The sequence below is a fragment of the Streptosporangium sp. NBC_01639 genome (assembly GCF_045209755.1).
GTDB lineage: Bacteria > Actinomycetota > Actinomycetes > Streptosporangiales > Streptosporangiaceae > Streptosporangium.
This window is the reverse complement of the sequence record NZ_CP109272.1, coordinates 7,439,081-7,454,934: the sequence shown is the minus strand read 5'-3', so window position 1 is coordinate 7,454,934 and position 15,854 is coordinate 7,439,081. Positions and strand designations below refer to the sequence as shown.

Genomic DNA, 15,854 nt, shown 5'->3' with positions numbered 1-15,854 from the left:
CGCGGCGGCGCGGAGCCCTCAGAGGAGGCGGGGACGGCGATGGCCGCCTTCTTCGTGGGTGCCTCAGTTCTTGATGCCGGTGAGGGTGACGCCTTCGATGAAGTAGCGCTGCAGGAAGAAGAAGAGCGCGATGATCGGGGCGATGACGGCGGCGGAGGCCGCCATGAGATATCCCCACTGGGTGATGTACATGCTCTGGAAGGAGGCCAGGCCGAGGGAGAGGGTGTAGTTCTCCTCGTTCTGGAGGTAGAGCAGCGGGCCGAGGAAGTCGTTCCAGGTGCCGATGAAGGTGAAGATGGTGACCACGATGACCGCGGGTCTAGACAGCGGCATGACGATCGTCCAGAACACCCGCCAGGGCGAGGCCCCGTCGATGTAGGCGGCCTCGTCCAGCTCGAAGGGGATGGTCAGGAAGAACTGCCTGAGCAGGAACACGTTGAACACCCCGCCGCCCGCGCCGGCGAACCAGCTGGGCACGGTGAGGGGCAGGATCGTGTCGAGCGCGCCGAGTTCCTGCCACATCACGAAGGTGGGAATGAGGGTGACCGCGTAGGGCAGCATGACGCTGCTGAGCAGGACCGCGAAGACGATGTTGCGGCCGCGCCAGCGGAGCCTGGAGAAGCTGAAGGCGGCGATCGAGCAGGTGAGCACGGTGCCGAGGACGCTGACCACGGCGATGACGACGGTGTTGAGGAGGTAGCGGCCGAAGGGCTGGGCGGTGAGCGCGCCGCTGAAGTTGCCCCATTCGAAGGGATCGGGAATCCATTGGGGCGGCGCGACGAACATCTGGCCGTCCTGCATGAGGGCGCTGCGGACCAGCCAGACGAACGGCAGCAGGGTGGGGACGGCACCGGCGAGGAGGGCCAGGTAGATCAGCGCCTTGCCGTACCTCCTGGGCCTGCGCAGCCCGGCGGTCGGCGCCACCATCCCGACGCGGGACTTGTCCGGGGTGGTCAGCGTGGTCATCGGGCACCTGCCATCTCGTAGTAGACCCATCGGCGGGCGTTACGGAACAGCAGGAAGGTGACCACCATAATGATCATGAAAAGCACCCAGGCCAGGGCGCTGGCGTAACCCATCTCGCTCTCGGTGAACGCCTTGCGGAACAGGTAGTAGACGTAGAAGAGGGTGGACTGGTTGGGGCCGCCCTCGGTCATCACGTAGGCCTGGCTGAAGACCTGGAAGGTGCCGACGACGCCGACCACGAGGTTGTAGAAGATGGTCGGCGTCATCATCGGCAGCGTCACGTGCCAGAAGCGGCGCAGCGGCCCGCCGCCGTCGATGGACACCGCCTCGTACAGGTGCCTGGGCACGCCCTGGAGCCCGGCCAGGAAGATCACCATGGTGTTGCCGAACCCCCAGGTGCTCATGATGATCAGCGAGGGGATGGCGGTGCCCTCGTCGTAGATCCACTGGGAGCCGGGCAGGCCGGCCTGGCGGAGCACCGAGTTGAGCAGTCCGAAGTCCGGATTGAAGATCCAGATCCAGAGGACCACGTTGGCGATCGCCGGGACCAGCGTCGGCAGGTAGAAGATCGTCCGCCACAGCGACAGGCCGCGCACCTTCTGGTTGAGCAGCATGGCCACGGCGAAGCTGACGATCAAGACGAGCGGGACGGCGCCGAGGGTGTAGTAGGTGGTGGCGCTCAGCGACTTCCAGAACAGCTCGTCGTCGAGCATCGAGGTGTAGTTGTCCACTCCGACGAAGGAGGGGGTGCCGCCGATCTGCCAGTCGGTCAGGCTGAGGAACAGCGATGCGATCATGGGGCCGACGGTGAAGACGGCGAAACCGAGGACCGCCGGGATCGCCATGAGGAGTCCCCAGCGCCGTTCGAGTCTGCGCTGGCCGGAGAGCCGGGTCATCACAGGTCCTGGGTGTGGTGCCAGCCCTGGAGCATGCTGGTGATCTTGGGGGCGGCCTCCTTGAGCACCTCGCCCGCCGGGCGCCTGCCGGACTCGATCTCCTGCAGGGCGGGGGTGAGCACGTCACTCGAGATCGCCGACAGGTTCTTGACCCGGTTGCGGATGTCGGGCACACCGTGCTCGCGCGTGTAGTCGACGACCGCCGTCCTGAACTCCGGCGGGTGCAGCTCGTTCTTGGTCCAGGCGTCGATGGCCGCTTGGTCCTCGTAGTACTTCTTCTCCTGCGGCATCCACAGGCCCTGCTTGAACAGGTCGACGTAGCGCGGGTCGTTGTGGAAGGCGAACAGCTCCACCGCCTCCGCCACGTGCCGGGTGCCCGCGAAGATCGCCGAGGCGCCCGCGACCTGGGTCGTGGTGAACGCCTCCCCGTACTTGGGGAGCACGCCGATGCCGTAGTCGACCTTGCTCTCGTTCATGTCGAGCAGGCTCCAGTGGCCGTCGACGACCATCGCGACGCGCTTGGTCTTCAGCAGGATGTTGGTGCCGGGCACGTCGTCGCCGGTCGCGGCGAGCTGGCCGGGGCCGGGCGCGACGCGGTGCTTGTGGATGAGGTCCTGCAGGTTCTGGAACACCTCGATGGCCTCGGGGCTGTCGAGCAGGCACCTGGTGCCGGCCGCGTCGGCGAAGTCGGCGCCGTTGCTGCGCAGGAAGGGATACCAGGCGGCGCTGTAGGTGATGCTGCTGGAGACACCGAACTGCTTGACCTGCCCGGGGTCGAAGCCGGTCTCGTCGGGGTGTTTGCCGCCCTGGTCGATGGTGAGCTTGTAGGCGTTCTGCACCATCTCATCCCACGACCAGGCGTCGGCGGCCCGCAGCGGCGGGGTGATCCCGGCCTCCGTGACGGCCGCCTTGCTGAACCACAGCAGCTCGACCTCGTTGGCCGTGGCCAGGCCGTGCAGCCTGTCCTGGCCGTACCAGAGGTAGGCATCAGGCAGATAGCCGGCCAGCTGCGGATACTTCTCCAGGTAGGGGAAGAGGTTGACCAGCTTGCCCTGCTCGGCCAGGCGGAAGGACATCGACATCGGCACGTATCCGGCGTCGGGCATCCGGCCGGCGGCGACCAGGGTGTTGAGCTTCACGTCGTACTCGTCCGGGGTGTAGAGCGGGTTGACCTTCACCCCGGCGTGCCGCCGCTCGTAGGCCTTGAGCATCTTGTCGATGGCCTGCTTCTCGAATGTCGATCCCCAGTACATGAACTGCAGCCGGACCTTCCCCGCCGAACCCGATCCGCTGCCGCCACTGCTGCAGGCCCCGGCGGCGGCGCCGAGGGCGGCCAGGCCGCCCATCCTGAACAGGTCTCGTCTTCTCATGATCGTTTTCCTTTACGCGAGGGGGAGCCAGACCCGCATCGCGCCGCCGTCACGGTTGTCCCACTGGAAGTAGGGGACGGCCGTGGCGGTCACGTGCGCACTGGTCGCGAGGTGGTCGGAAGGAGTGGTCAGGTACGGCAGGCCGGCGCCGGGCTGGGCGATCGCGAGGGCGTCGGCCTCGACGAGCACGGTCCTGCCGACCCCGGGCAGGTCGTCCTTGTCGAGAACGCGTAGCCCGGCCTCCGGGCTCAGCGCGAGCTCCTCGACGTCGGCGCCCTGGTCGGTCTGCTCGAAGCAGTAGACGAGCGGCCCCCGCTCGACGGCGACGCTCCCCCGTACCGCGTCGATCCGCCGGTGCGGGTGGACCAGGCGCGGCGTCAGGTCCAGTTCGAGCTCGACCGTGTCGCCCGGCCGCCAGGTGCGCTCCAGGGCGACGTACCCGTTGCCGTCCGGGGCGGCGGGCCGCCCGTCCACGGTGGTGGCGGCGCTCCACGCGGGAACGCGGAGGCTGAGCGTCCACTCTCGCTCCGGCGCCCGCTCGACGGTGAAGGTGACCCTGCCGTCCCACGGGAAGTCGGTGGCGACGGACACCGCGAACTCGCCGGAGCGGATGGCTCCCGGCACGTACTGGTGCACGACGAGCGCCCGGTCGTCGGTGGTGGCGACGTAGTGGCCCAGGGAGGAGATCGTACGCATGATGTTGGGCGGGCAGCAGGCACAGGCGAACCAGTCCCGCCGCCGCCCGAGATAGGCGTCCTCGACCAGGTCGCTTCTGCGCTGGAGCGGGTTGACGTAGAAGAACCGGACGCCGTCGGCCGAGGTGGAGGCGGCCAGCGCGTTGTAGAGGGTGCGTTCGATCAGGTCGGCGTAGCGCCCCTGGCCGGTGGCCAGCAGCAGTCGCCAGTTCCAGTAGACGCCGGCGATCGCCGCGCAGCTCTCGTTGTAGGCGCGGTCCGGCGGCAGCTCGTAGCGCTCGCCGAACGCCTCGCCGTCGTGGCGGGAGCCCACTCCGCCGGTGAGGTAGGTCTTGGTGGCGACCATGTCCTCCCAGCGCCGCACCGAGCACGCCAGCAGCGACTCATCACCCGTCTCCAGGTAGACGTCGACGATCCCGGCCTCCAGGTAGAGCTGGCGCACCGCGTGCCCCACCGGGGTGTCGGCCTCCCTGACCGGCAGGTGGTCCTGGGCGTAGAGGGGGCCCATGCCGCTGTCCTTGATCAGCCCCTTCCCCCGGTTGTCGATCAGCTTCCTGACCAGTTCCAGGTAGGAACCCTCCCCCGTCAGCCGGTAGAGCTCCACCAGCGCGGACTCGACCTCGGCGTGCCCGTCGATGCCGTCGTCGCCGCCCCGCAGGAACACCTCGACCAGGTGATCGGCGAACCTCCTGGCGACGGCGACCAGCTCCTCACCCACACCGACGCGGGCTGCGGCCACCGCCGCCTGGAACAGGTGGCCCGCGCAGTACATCTCGTGGCTGTACTCGAGCTCGGCGTAGATCCTGTCCGGCTTGACCACCTGGTAGTGGGAGTTGAGGTAGCCGTCGGCGCGCTGCGCCGCGGCGAGCACCCGCGCCGCCTGGTCGATGAACTCCACGTACTCGGCGGCGGGCGCCCTGCCGTGCTCCCAGGCCACCGCCTCCAGCTGCTTGTAGAGGTCGGAGTCCTGGAAGCGGTAACCCTGGAACTCCCCGCCCGCCGCACCGGCGGCGCGCCTGAGGTTGGGCAGGCTGCCCGCCTGTTCCATCTGGACCAGCCCGAGCGGGATGCTGGCCGCGCGGTTGATCTCCTGCCAGCGGCCCAGCGGCCCGCCGGTGATCGTCACCTCGCCGATCCCCAGCGGGCGCTGCACCGCCCGGGACACCGGTGTCGGTACGGCGGGACCGCGGACCTGTTCGTGGAAGGCACCCATCGAGCTCCTCAGGCCAAGGGGAAACAGCGAGCCAGCAGGAAAACTGAGAATAGGTTTTCTCAAACCGACGGTAAGCTGTGACGCAACATGGGTCAAGAGGCCCATGTTCTCCCAGCGTCAGAGCTGTTGTTGTGCGGGAGCCAAGCCGAGCCAAGGAGGAAAACGGTTGTCCAACCCTTCCGGCGAGCCCGGAAAGCCGGCCACGATCAGAGATGTCGCGGCAGCCGCCGGCGTGTCGATCGGGACCGCTTCCAAGGCGCTCAACGGCCGCGGCAGGATGCGCGACGAGACGAGGACCCGGGTGACCGCCGCCGCCGAATTACTCGATTTCCGCCCCAACACCCTTGCCCAGGGCCTGCTGGCCGGCCGTACCCACACCGTGGGCCTGGTGACCGGCGACAGCTTCGGCCGCTTCAGCATCCCGGTCATGCTCGGCGCGGAGGACGCCCTGGGCGCCGGCCAGATCTCCGTCTTCATGTGCGACGCGCGCGACGACCCGATCCGCGAGCGGCACTACGTCCAGCGGCTGCTCGCGCGCCGGGTCGAGGGCATCATCGTGACCGGGCGGCGCACCGAGTCCCGCCAGAGCATCGGCACCGATCTGCCAGTACCGGTGGTGTATGCGATGACCCAGTCGACCGAGCCGACCGATATCTCGGTCATCCCCGATGATTTCGGCGGCGGGGTGCTGGCCACGAGGCATCTCCTCGCCACCGGCCGCACCCGTATCGGCCACATCACCGGACCTGAGCGGTTCCAGGCGGCCAGGCTCCGCGCGGCGGGGCTGTCGGAGGCGCTCGGCGAGGCGGGCGCCGAGCCCGCCGGCGCGCCGCTGTTCGGGGACTGGTCGGAGGAGTGGGGGCGGCAGGGCGCCGACATCCTCCTCCGCGCCCGGCCCGAACTCGACGCGATCTTCTGCGGCAGCGACCAGATCGCCCGCGGCGCCGCCGAGACCCTGCGGGAGCGCGGCCTGCTCATCCCCAATGACGTCGCGCTGGTGGGCTTCGACAACTGGGAGCCGATGGCGCTGGGCAGCAGGCCGCCGCTGACGACCGTCGACATGAACCTGGGTGAGATCGGCCGGGTCGCGGCCGAGCACCTGCTGGACGCGATCGCCGGGTCTCCGCCGCCGGGCGGAGTGCAGACGGTCCCGTGCGAGCTGGTCCTGCGCGAGTCGACCAGGGTCGCCCTCACCTGAACGACGCCCGCAGGGTGGGGCACCCGCCCCCCAAGGCTCTGCTGTTCCTTGATCGCGGTAGACGCGTCAGGAACCGTAGGCCTTCACCTCCAGCAGCCCCACCGAGTCTTGGCCACTGGTCAGCACGACGCGGAGCCGGGTGGTGCTCACCTCGGTGAAGCTCACCCGGTTGTACCGGTTGAGCGCGGTCGGGTATCCGCTCGCACCGGGCACGTCGGCGTAGGCGCCGCCGTTCCAGTACTGCAGTTTCCACGAGGCCGGGGCGCGCACCCCCATGGCGTCGTCGAAGATGTAGACGTCGGCCGACCTGATCGTCCGCGCCGAGGGCCAGGTCAGCTCGGCCCACTGAGTGCCGGTCTGCGGCCAGGTGCCCCAGCGCGGGTTGGCGGTGTCGTTCGAGGACGATGGGTCGATACCGTCGTTCAGTGCCGCGACGCTCTCCCACGGCGAGGTGTAGGACCCCGTCGGGGTCGCGCTCCGCGCCAGGTTCTCCGGCGCGGTGCCGCCGACGGTGATCTGGAAGGTCCTGGTGACCGGGGTGCTGAGCTTGTCGTAGTCGCGCAGCTCGACGGTGGCGGAGTACGTGCCCGCGGCCGCCGTGCTGGTCCCGCTGATCGTTCCGGTGAACCTGTCGAGGCTGAGCCCGGCGGGCAGCGCGCCGCCGGTGACCCGCCAGTCGTAGAACGGGACGCCGCCCTTGGCGGACAGCGTCTGCTGGTACGGCTGGCCCGCGGCGACCTGGGGCAGGGCGGTGGTGACGATGGAGGGCTTGAGGAACGGCGTGAGGTTGCGGTTCACCTTCCAGCCGGCGTTCTCCGCGACCAGCAGGGCGAGCTTGGTCAGCATCCAGCGGCGCGTCGGGAACAGGTGCGTCCAGCCTCCGCTCTGCCCGCTGAGCCGGTCCCAGCTCTCCTGCGTACCCGGAATGTGGTAGCTGCTGTCCAGCGGGACCGGGTGCCCCATGTAGTCGATGACGTCCTGGTCGCTCGCCCCTGACGTGCTGACGTAGTTCCGCATCCCCGCCCAGTCGCTGTGGAAGGCGACGGCGTGGCCGTACTCGTGCATGACCAGGCCGTGCACGTCGAGCACCGAACCCTGAATCTCGGTCTTGTACCAGTCCTCGTCGGCCAAGGAGGTGAAAAGCTGCTTGCCCGCCTCGTCGTACTCGAAGATCATCGCGGTTGAGCGGTGGATCGGGCCGGGCAGCTGCTGCCCGTTCCTGGCGTGGTACTTGCCGTTGGCGGCCGGATAGCCGGTGGAGTAGGGGGTTTGGATACCGCGGAAGTAGACCCACATGCCGTTGTAGGCCGCGTTGTTCGTGACGGAGACGGTGTTCTGCCAGTCGTTGCCCGGCAGGTGGTTGTTCTCGGTCCCGGCGGCCACCGTGTCGAAGGGCTGGAGGTCGAAGAACCTGAACCAATCCTTGACCGCCTCCTCCGCCGCGGTCCTGAAGGGCTGGCCGGAGAAGTAACCGGTGATCGTGTCGTAGCGGTAGTCGAAGGTGATCGGGATCGTCGGTTCCAGCGAAGTCTTCTGGTCCTGCTGGACCCGGATCGGCATGGTCTGCTGGTAGGTCGTGTTGTCCGCGGCCTTGGTGGTGAGCCGCAGAGTGTGCTGTTCGTCGGTGCCCGCGCCCCGTTTGGAGTGGATCGCCAGTTTGAAGGTCTTCTGCTCGGAGGCGTTGGCGAACGTCAGGCTCTTGGTCGCGCCGGTGGCGGTGAGCTGGCTGGGCAGGTCCATCATCAGCCGGGAGGTGCCCTCGGCCTTGAGGTCGATCGTGACCGGGAACGGCACGTCCTGCGGGGGGCGGACGGTGAGTTCGACGTAGGGGTTGGCGAGGTATCCCTCCCAGTCCACCAGCTTGACGCCGTAGCCGTTGACGACCCTGCCGAACATGTCGACGACCTGGACGGTGGGAGCGGCATGCGCGGCCGGCACGCCTACCAGCACGGAGGAGAGAAGGGCCAACGAGAGGAGCGTTCGTTTCATGGCAGGCTCCGGTTCCTGATACCTGTGAGGGTCATCGCGCGCTCCTCCACGCCACCTGAAGGAAACAAAAGGAATAGGTTTTCCTAATGGAAGGTAGATTTGATATGAGCCCGGAGTCAATAGGGGGAGGCCGCCCTCGGAAATGCTCACCCGGGGCTCTGCCCGCTGAACCACGGAGAGGAAAAGGCTTGTCCGAACAGGTGGCAGCCGTCACGATCCGCGAGGTGGCCGCGGCCGCGGGCGTGTCGATCGGCACGGCTTCCAAAGCGCTCAACGGGCGCGGCAAGCTGCGCGAGGAGACACGGGCCCGGGTGGCGGCCGTGGCGGAGGAGCTCGGCTTCCGGCCCAACACGATGGCACAGGGGCTGCTGGCCGGGCGCACATACACCGTGGGCCTGGTGTCGTGCGACAGCTTCGGCCGCTTCAGCATCCCGGTCATGCTCGGCGCGGAGGACGCCCTGGGCGCCGGCCAGATCTCCGTCTTCATGTGCGACACGCGCGACGACCCGATCCGCGAGCGGCACTACGTCGAGCGGCTGCTGGCCCGCCGTGTCGAGGGGATCATCGTCACCGGCCGCCGCACCGAACCTCGCCCGAGCATCGGCACCAGCCTGCCGGTCCCCGTCGTATACGCCATGACCCGGTCGACCGATGACTCCGACTTCTCCGTCATCCCCGACGACCTCGGCGGCGGGGCACTGGTCGCCCGGCATCTCCTGGCCACCGGACGCTCGCGCATCGGTCACGTGACGGGTCCACCGCGGTTCGAGGCGGCCCGGCGGCGGGCGGAGGGCATGACGAGTGCGCTGGCGCAGGCCGGGCTGCGGTCCGCGGGTGAGGCGCTGTTCGGCGAGTGGAGCGAGGAATGGGGCCGCCAGGGCGCCGACATCCTGCTGCGGGCGCATCCCGAGGTCGATGCGATCTTCTGCGGCAGCGATCAGATCGCCCGCGGGGTCTGCGAGACCTTGAGGGAGCGCGGACGGCGCGTCCCCGACGACGTGGCGCTGGTGGGGTTCGACAACTGGGAGCCGATGGCGCTGGGCTGCAGGCCGCCGCTGACCACGGTCGACATGAATCTGGGGGAGATCGGGCGGGTCGCCGCCGAGCACCTGCTCGGCGCCATCAGTGGTGCTCCCCGGCCGAGCGGCGTGCTGACCGTGCCGAGCAGCCTCGTGCTGCGCGAATCCTCCCGAGGCAACCCCAGGTGACCGATCGACGGGAGTGGCCCCTGTTTTCGCAGCTGTCCGGGCTCTCGCGGATCGGGTTCGAAGCGGTCCGGATCCGGCGGCGGGAGGCGGCCTACGCCAGGCTGCGGGCGCTCTCGCGGAGGACGACCTCGCCGCTCACGTGCACGACGCGAGGCTTCTCATCGGAGCCGAGGGCCAGCTCCAGCGCGCGGGCGCCCATGTCGGCCAGCGGCAGCCGTACGGTGGTGAGGGCCGGGACCAGATCCCGGAGGGTGGCGATGTCGTCGAATCCCGCCACCGAGACGTCCTCGGGCACCCGGATGCCACGGTCCCTGAAGGAGGCCAGCGCGCCCACGGCCATCACGTCGTTGACCGCGAACACGCACGTGGCGCCGGAGACCGCGGCCGCCGCCGCGTAGCCGCCGTCGCGGTCGAAGGAACCGTGCACGACCTGCGGCGCCGGCAGGCCGAGCCCGGCGAGCGCACCGGCGAATCCGGCCGTCCTGTCGCCGGCCGTGATCAGTCCGGCGGGGCCCGCGAGCACCGCGAAGCGCCGGTGTCCCAGCCCGGCGAGCGCCTGGGCGAGCGCGGCGGCGCCCTCACGGTTGCCCGGAACGACGGAGTCCACCCCGAGCAGGTCCTGGCCGACGCAGGCCACCCGCCCGCCGGTCCGCCGGTAGTGGTCGAGCTCCTCACGGAGCCCGCGGGTCACGTGGGGGTCGGCGACCCGGGACCCGGCGAGCAGCACGGCACCGACCCGCTGCGCGTTCAGTGTCGAGACGTAGGCGATCTCCCGTTCGGGGTCGCGGTGCGTGGTGCCGACCATGACCACCAGCCCCTGGCTCTCGGCCACCCGCATGGCGCCGTCCGCGATCGCAGCGAAGTAGGGGTCGGTGAGATCGTGGACCACCAGTCCGATCACGTTGCTGGCCCCCCGGGCCAGCGTCTGCGCGGCCACGTTGGTCCGGTAGCCGAGCTGGGCGGCGGCCAGCTCCACCTTGGTCCTCAGGGACGCCCCCACCTGCCGGGTGCTTCCGTTGAGCACCCGTGAGGCTGTGGCGAGCGAGACGCCCGCCTGCCGCGCGACATCCTCGAGCGTGACCACTGACAACCTCCTGGAAAACGTTTTCCAAAGTCTGCCAGAGATGCTCGCCCCCCGCACTCCGGACATGCCGGCCCGGGGAAGGGCCCGACATGCGGCATCGTAACGTCCCGCCGTGATATCGGACACCTTCCCGGGAGCGCGGACGACCTGGTCGCCCAAGATGTTGTTACCGGCGAGTAGCATAGGCGGGAAGCCACCCAGCAACGAGGAGCGAACCCCGTGCCTTCCTCTCGTGACGTCGTATTCGTCGACGGCGTGCGCACGCCGTTCGGCAGGTCGGGTCCCAAGGGCCTGTACGCCGAGACACGCGCCGACGATCTGGTGATCCGCGTCATCCGCGAGCTGATCCGGCGTAATCCCGGCCTTCCCCCGGAGCGCGTTGACGAGGTGGCCATCGCGGCCACCACCCAGATCGGCGACCAGGGCCTGACCATCGGCCGTTCCGCCGCGGTGCTGGCCGGACTGCCCAAGAGCGTGCCCGGCTACGCGATCGACCGCATGTGCGCCGGAGCCATGACCGCCGTGACCTCGGTCGCCGGCGGCATCGCCTTCGGCGCCTACGACGTCGCCATCGCCGGCGGCGTCGAGCACATGGGCCGCCATCCGATGGGCGAGGGCGTGGACCCCAACCCCCGTTTCCTGGCCGAGCAGCTCGTGGACGGCTCCGCCCTGGTCATGGGCATGACCGCGGAGAACCTGCACGACCGCTACCCGAGCATCACCAAGGAGCGCGCGGACGCCTTCGCCCTCGCCTCCCAGGAGAAGGTCGCCAAGGCCTACGCCGACGGCAGGATCCAGCCCGACCTGGTCCCGATGGCCGTCCGGTCGGCGGAGCAGGGCTGGGGCCTGGCCACCGTCGACGAGGGGCCCCGCCCCGGCACCACCCTGGACGGGCTCGCCACGCTGAAGACCCCGTTCCGCCCGCACGGGCGGGTCACCGCCGGCAACGCCTCCGGGATCAACGACGGCGCGACCGGCTGCATCGTGGCCGCCGCCGACGTCGCGCGGGAACTCGGGCTCACGCCCAAGATGCGCCTGGTCTCCTACGCCTTCGCGGGCGTGGACCCCGAGGTCATGGGCGTCGGCCCGATCCCGTCCACCGAGCGGGCGCTCCGCCTGGCGGGGCTGTCGATCTCCGACATCGGCCTGTTCGAGATCAACGAGGCCTTCGCCGTACAGGTGCTGGCCTTCCTGGAGCACTTCGGCATCGCCGACGACGACGCCCGGGTGAACCCCTACGGCGGCGCGATCGCCTTCGGCCACCCGCTGGCCTCCTCGGGAGTGCGGCTGATGACGCAGCTCGCTCGCGAGTTCGGCGAGCACCCCGACGTCCGTTACGGCGTGACCACGATGTGCGTCGGCATGGGTATGGGCGGGACGGTCATCTGGGAGAACCTGGGCTGGGAAGGTAAGAAGTGACGGACATCAAGGAACTCTTCGCTGACGAGGTCGTCACCAGGGCGGTCGTCCGCGACGTGGAGCTGCCGTACGGCGCGGGCACCATGGCCCTGATCACGCTGGACAACGGCCTCGACCACACCAAGCCGTCCACGTTCGGCCCCGGGGGGCTCACCTCCCTGAACGAGGCCCTCGACTCGATCGCCGGCCGCGGCGACCTCGCGGCCGTGGGCGTCGTCGGCAAGCCGTTCATCTTCGCGGTGGGCGCCGACCTCAAGGGCGCCGCCCTCGTCGGCGAGCGGGACCAGGCCCTCGCCATCGGCACGCTGGGCCATGCCGTGTTCCGCCGGCTCGGCGAGCTGGACGTGCCGTCGTTCGCTTTCGTCAACGGCGCGGCGATGGGCGGCGGCCTGGAGGTCGCCCTCCACTGCACCTACCGGACCATCTCCTCCGGCGTGCCCGCGGTGGCCCTGCCAGAGTGCTCCCTCGGCCTGGTGCCCGGCTGGGGCGGCACCCAGCTCCTGCCCCGCCTGATCGGCCCGGCCGCGGCCATCAAGCTGATCGTCGAGAACCCGCTCGCGCAGAACCGCATGATCAAGGGCCGGGACGCCTTCGCCGCCGGCATCGCCGACGCGATGTTCGAGCCCGCCGACTTCCTGGAGGAGTCGCTGCGCTGGGCGGCCCAGGTGCTGCGCGGCGACGTGACCGTCTCGCGCACCGACCACACCACCGAGGACTGGTCCAAGACCGTCGCCGACGCCCGCTTCGGCGTCGACATGAAGCTGCACGGCGCCTCCCCCGCCCCCTACCGGGCGCTGGAGCTGGTCGAGCTGGCCCGCACCGCCTCCCGCGACGAGGGCTTCGACGCCGAGAGCCAGGCGCTGGCCGACCTCCTCATGAGCGACGAGCTCCGCGCCGGCCTCTACTCCTTCGACCTGGTGCAGCGCCGGGCCAAGAGGCCCGCCGGAGCCCCCGACAAGGCGCTGGCCCGCAAGGTCACCAAGGTCGGCGTCGTCGGCGCGGGCCTGATGGCCTCGCAGATGGCGCTGCTGTTCGCCCGACGCCTGGAGGTCCCGGTCGTGCTGACCGACCTCGACCAGGCCCGGCTGGACAAGGGCGTCGGCTACGTCCACGCCGAGATCGACAGGCTGCTCGGCAAGGGCCGCGTCTCCGGCGACCAGGCCAACCGGCTCAAGGCCCTGGTGACGGGCTCGTTGACCAAGGACGGGTTCGCCGACGCCGACTTCGTCATCGAGGCGGTCTTCGAGGACCTGAAGGTCAAGCAGCAGGTGTTCGCCGAAGTGGAGGCGGTCGTCTCCGCCGAGTGCGTGCTGGCCACCAACACCTCCTCGCTCTCCCTCACCGAGATGGCCGCCGGGCTCCGGCACCCCGAGCGGGTGGTGGGCTTCCACTTCTTCAACCCGGTCGCGGTGATGCCGCTGCTGGAGATCATCCGGGGTGCGCGGACCGACGACGCGACGCTGGCCACGGCCTTCTCGGTCGGCAGGTCGCTGAAGAAGTCCTCGGTGCTGGTCAAGGACGCGCCCGCGTTCGTGGTCAACCGGATCCTGACCCGGTTCATGGGCGAGGTCATCGGCGCCGTCGACGAGGGCACCCCCCTTTCGGTCGCCGACCACGCGCTGGACGGGCTCGGCCTGCCGATGACGCCGTTCACGCTGCTCCAGCTCGTCGGCCCGGCCGTCGCGCTGCACGTCGCCGAGACCATGCACGCGGCCTTCCCGTCCCGCTACGGCGTGTCGGAGAACCTCGCGCGGCTGGTCGCGGCCGGCAGGCCCGGCGTCTACGCGCCGGACTTCTCGCTGGACGCCGAGGCCGTGGCCTTCTTCTCCGGCGGCACCTCTCCGTCGACCGCCGAGGAGGTACGGCTGCGCGCGCTGCGGGCGCTTGAGGAGGAGATCCGCATCATGCTCGACGAGGGCGTGGTGGCGGCGGCCCAGGACATCGACCTGTGCATGATCCTCGGGGCCGGCTGGCCGTTCCATCTGGGGGGCATCACCCCGTACCTGGACCGGGCGGGCATCGCCGAACCGCGTTTCCTGCCGCCGGGTACGGCCTCCGTCCCCGGGTAGCGTCACCTTTCCGGAGATGACCGCCGCCCGCCCGGTGCGCCGCTCACCGGGCGGGCGGCGGGATGCCTTCTCCGCTCCCGCGTGCCGCACCCGCTGCCGGCGCCGGGAGGGCCGGCCGGACCGGTCCGGCCGGGCCCGATCCGGGCCGCCTGAACGGGCCGCTTGAACGGGCCGGGCCTCCGGGACGGGCCGGCCGCTGATCCGGGCCGTGGTCTCCTACGGGGTGTCCAGCGGTCGCCGTGCCAGCCGGCTGTGGCGGTAGCCGTAGGTGGCGTACACGACGATGCCGATGATCATCCATATGACGAACCTGAGCCAGGTCTCCACCGGAAGGTTGACCATCAGGTAGAGGCAGGCCAGCACCGACAGGATCGGCACCAGCGGGACCAGCGGGGTGCGGAAGGAGCGCGGGAGGTCCGGGCGGGTGCGCCGCAGGATGACCACCGCTATCGAGACGATCACGAACGCGAAGAGCGTGCCGATGTTGACCAGCTCGGCGATCGTCGACAGCGGCACCAGCCCCGCCAGGATCGCGACGACGACACCCACCATGATGGTGATCCGGTACGGCGTGCCGAACTTCGGGTGGACCTTGGCCAGACCGGCCGGCAGCAGGTGGTCCCGGGACATCGCGAACATCACCCGTGACTGGCCCATCATGAGGATCATCACGACGGTGGTGAGACCGGCCAGCGCGCCGATGCTGATGAGCGTCGCCGCCCAGGTCTGGCCGACCGCCTTGAACGCGTCCGCCAGCGGCGCGGCCTCGCTGAGCTGCGAGTAGGGCTGCATGCCGACGACGACCAGGGAGACCGCGACGTACAGCAGGGTGCAGATGGCCAGCGAGGCGATGATGCCGATCGGCAGGTCACGGCGCGGGTTACGGGTCTCCTCGGCCGCGGTGGCGACCACGTCGAAGCCGATGTAGGCGAAGAACACGATCGCGGCGGCGCTGAAGATGCCCAGCACGCCGAAGGCGACGGGGCTGATCCCGAACATCACCTGGATCAGCGGCGCCGCGAGGCCCTCCACCGCGGGGGTGGCCTTGGACGGCGGGATGAACGGACTGTAGTTGGCCGCCTTGATGAAGAACAGCCCGGCCACGATGACGAGCAGGACCACCGTGAGCTTGATGGCGACGATGACCAGGTTGAACCGGGAGGAGAGCTTGACCCCGGAGACCAGGATGGCGGTGAGCAGCAGCACGACCAGTGCCGCGGGCAGGTTGAAGGTCGCTCCCTCGCCGGCGATCGCGGCGGGCAGGGTGAGCCCCATGGAGGACAGCAGCGAGGTGAGGTAGCCCGACCAGCCGACCGCGACCACCGCCGCGGCGAGCATCAACTCCAGCGTCAGGTCCCAGCCGATGATCCACGCGGGGAACTCACCGAGCGTGGCGAAGGCGAAAGTGTAGGCCGATCCGGCCACCGGCACGGTGGAGGCGAACTCGGCGTAGCAGAGCGCGGCCAGCGCGCAGACGATCCCGGCGGCCACGAACGACAGCGCGACCGCGGGCCCGGCCAGATCCCTGGCGACCCGGCCGGTGAGCACGAAGATACCGGTGCCGATGATGACGCCGATGCCGAAGACGGTCAGGTCGAGCGCGGAGAGATCCTTGCGCAACCGGTGCTCGGGAGCTTCGGTGTCCCGGATCGACTGTTCTATCGACTTAATACGGAAAACCGTCATGAATCCCCCTTACAGCCTAGAGTTGCTGTTCTCCATGAATCAGGTCATGCCCACCTGATCA

At 69.6% G+C, this 15,854-nt stretch carries 11 protein-coding genes; 4 read left to right on the top strand and 7 right to left on the bottom strand.

Features of this window, described 5'->3' with window-relative positions; all coding sequences use genetic code 11:
• Positions 1 to 63: 63 nt before the first annotated feature.
• From OHA77_RS33885 to OHA77_RS33870, 4 genes are read right to left on the bottom strand one after another with little or no spacing between them, the layout of a single operon-like run.
• Positions 64 to 966 carry a carbohydrate ABC transporter permease gene (locus tag OHA77_RS33885; RefSeq protein WP_326824138.1) on the bottom strand — a complete coding sequence of 301 codons (903 nt, stop codon included), beginning with the start codon at positions 964 to 966 and terminating at the stop codon, positions 64 to 66.
• The gene (locus tag OHA77_RS33880) at positions 963 to 1,862 is read right to left on the bottom strand and encodes a sugar ABC transporter permease (protein WP_326824139.1); all 900 of its coding nucleotides are present in this window, start codon (positions 1,860 to 1,862) and stop codon (positions 963 to 965) included. Before OHA77_RS33880 ends, OHA77_RS33885 begins: the two co-directional genes overlap by 4 nt.
• On the bottom strand, positions 1,862 to 3,232 hold the full coding sequence (locus tag OHA77_RS33875) for an ABC transporter substrate-binding protein (protein WP_406313386.1): 1,371 nt from the start codon (positions 3,230 to 3,232) through the stop codon (positions 1,862 to 1,864). Before OHA77_RS33875 ends, OHA77_RS33880 begins: the two co-directional genes overlap by 1 nt.
• A gap of 12 nt (positions 3,233 to 3,244) precedes the next feature.
• The gene (locus tag OHA77_RS33870) at positions 3,245 to 5,140 is read right to left on the bottom strand and encodes a glycoside hydrolase family 127 protein (RefSeq protein WP_406313385.1); all 1,896 of its coding nucleotides are present in this window, start codon (positions 5,138 to 5,140) and stop codon (positions 3,245 to 3,247) included.
• 166 nt (positions 5,141 to 5,306) lie between these two features.
• On the opposite strand from OHA77_RS33870, the gene OHA77_RS33865 reads away from it, so the two are divergent.
• Positions 5,307 to 6,338 carry a LacI family DNA-binding transcriptional regulator gene (locus OHA77_RS33865; RefSeq protein ID WP_406313384.1) on the top strand — a complete coding sequence of 344 codons (1,032 nt, stop codon included), beginning with the start codon at positions 5,307 to 5,309 and terminating at the stop codon, positions 6,336 to 6,338.
• A gap of 66 nt (positions 6,339 to 6,404) precedes the next feature.
• Here the strand turns inward: OHA77_RS33865 and OHA77_RS33860 are convergent, their stop codons facing one another.
• Positions 6,405 to 8,327 (bottom strand): Ig domain-containing protein, encoded by a 1,923-nt coding sequence (locus OHA77_RS33860; RefSeq protein WP_406313383.1) that lies wholly within the window; start codon positions 8,325 to 8,327, stop codon positions 6,405 to 6,407.
• 188 nt (positions 8,328 to 8,515) lie between these two features.
• Between OHA77_RS33860 and OHA77_RS33855 the strand changes: the two genes are divergently transcribed.
• Positions 8,516 to 9,535, top strand: a complete 1,020-nt coding sequence (locus tag OHA77_RS33855; RefSeq protein WP_406313382.1) for a LacI family DNA-binding transcriptional regulator — start codon at positions 8,516 to 8,518, stop codon at positions 9,533 to 9,535.
• Positions 9,536 to 9,626: 91 nt separating this feature from the next.
• Here OHA77_RS33855 and OHA77_RS33850 read toward each other — a convergent pair whose 3' ends face one another.
• Positions 9,627 to 10,619: a LacI family DNA-binding transcriptional regulator gene (locus OHA77_RS33850; RefSeq protein WP_326824145.1), complete on the bottom strand. Its 993-nt coding sequence runs from the start codon at positions 10,617 to 10,619 to the stop codon at positions 9,627 to 9,629.
• A 219-nt stretch (positions 10,620 to 10,838) separates the two neighbouring features.
• On the opposite strand from OHA77_RS33850, the gene OHA77_RS33845 reads away from it, so the two are divergent.
• On the top strand, positions 10,839 to 12,038 hold the full coding sequence (locus OHA77_RS33845; protein ID WP_406313380.1) for a thiolase family protein: 1,200 nt from the start codon (positions 10,839 to 10,841) through the stop codon (positions 12,036 to 12,038).
• Positions 12,035 to 14,107, top strand: coding sequence for a 3-hydroxyacyl-CoA dehydrogenase NAD-binding domain-containing protein (locus OHA77_RS33840; RefSeq protein WP_406313378.1), 2,073 nt, complete (start codon positions 12,035 to 12,037; stop codon positions 14,105 to 14,107). Before OHA77_RS33845 ends, OHA77_RS33840 begins: the two co-directional genes overlap by 4 nt.
• Positions 14,108 to 14,323: 216 nt before the next feature.
• Here OHA77_RS33840 and OHA77_RS33835 read toward each other — a convergent pair whose 3' ends face one another.
• Positions 14,324 to 15,793, bottom strand: coding sequence for an amino acid permease (locus OHA77_RS33835; RefSeq protein WP_406313377.1), 1,470 nt, complete (start codon positions 15,791 to 15,793; stop codon positions 14,324 to 14,326).
• Positions 15,794 to 15,854: the final 61 nt, after the last annotated feature.

What these genes read in the sequence shown, in the direction of transcription:
- OHA77_RS33885 (WP_326824138.1), bottom strand. Translation starts at nt 966, where the DNA reads ATGACCACGCTGACCACCCCGGACAAGTCCCGCGTCGGGATGGTGGCG.
- OHA77_RS33880 (WP_326824139.1), bottom strand. Translation starts at nt 1,862, where the DNA reads ATGACCCGGCTCTCCGGCCAGCGCAGACTCGAACGGCGCTGGGGACTC.
- OHA77_RS33875 (WP_406313386.1), bottom strand. Translation starts at nt 3,232, where the DNA reads ATGAGAAGACGAGACCTGTTCAGGATGGGCGGCCTGGCCGCCCTCGGC.
- OHA77_RS33870 (WP_406313385.1), bottom strand. Translation starts at nt 5,140, where the DNA reads ATGGGTGCCTTCCACGAACAGGTCCGCGGTCCCGCCGTACCGACACCG.
- OHA77_RS33860 (WP_406313383.1), bottom strand. Translation starts at nt 8,327, where the DNA reads ATGAAACGAACGCTCCTCTCGTTGGCCCTTCTCTCCTCCGTGCTGGTA.
- OHA77_RS33835 (WP_406313377.1), bottom strand. Translation starts at nt 15,793, where the DNA reads ATGACGGTTTTCCGTATTAAGTCGATAGAACAGTCGATCCGGGACACC.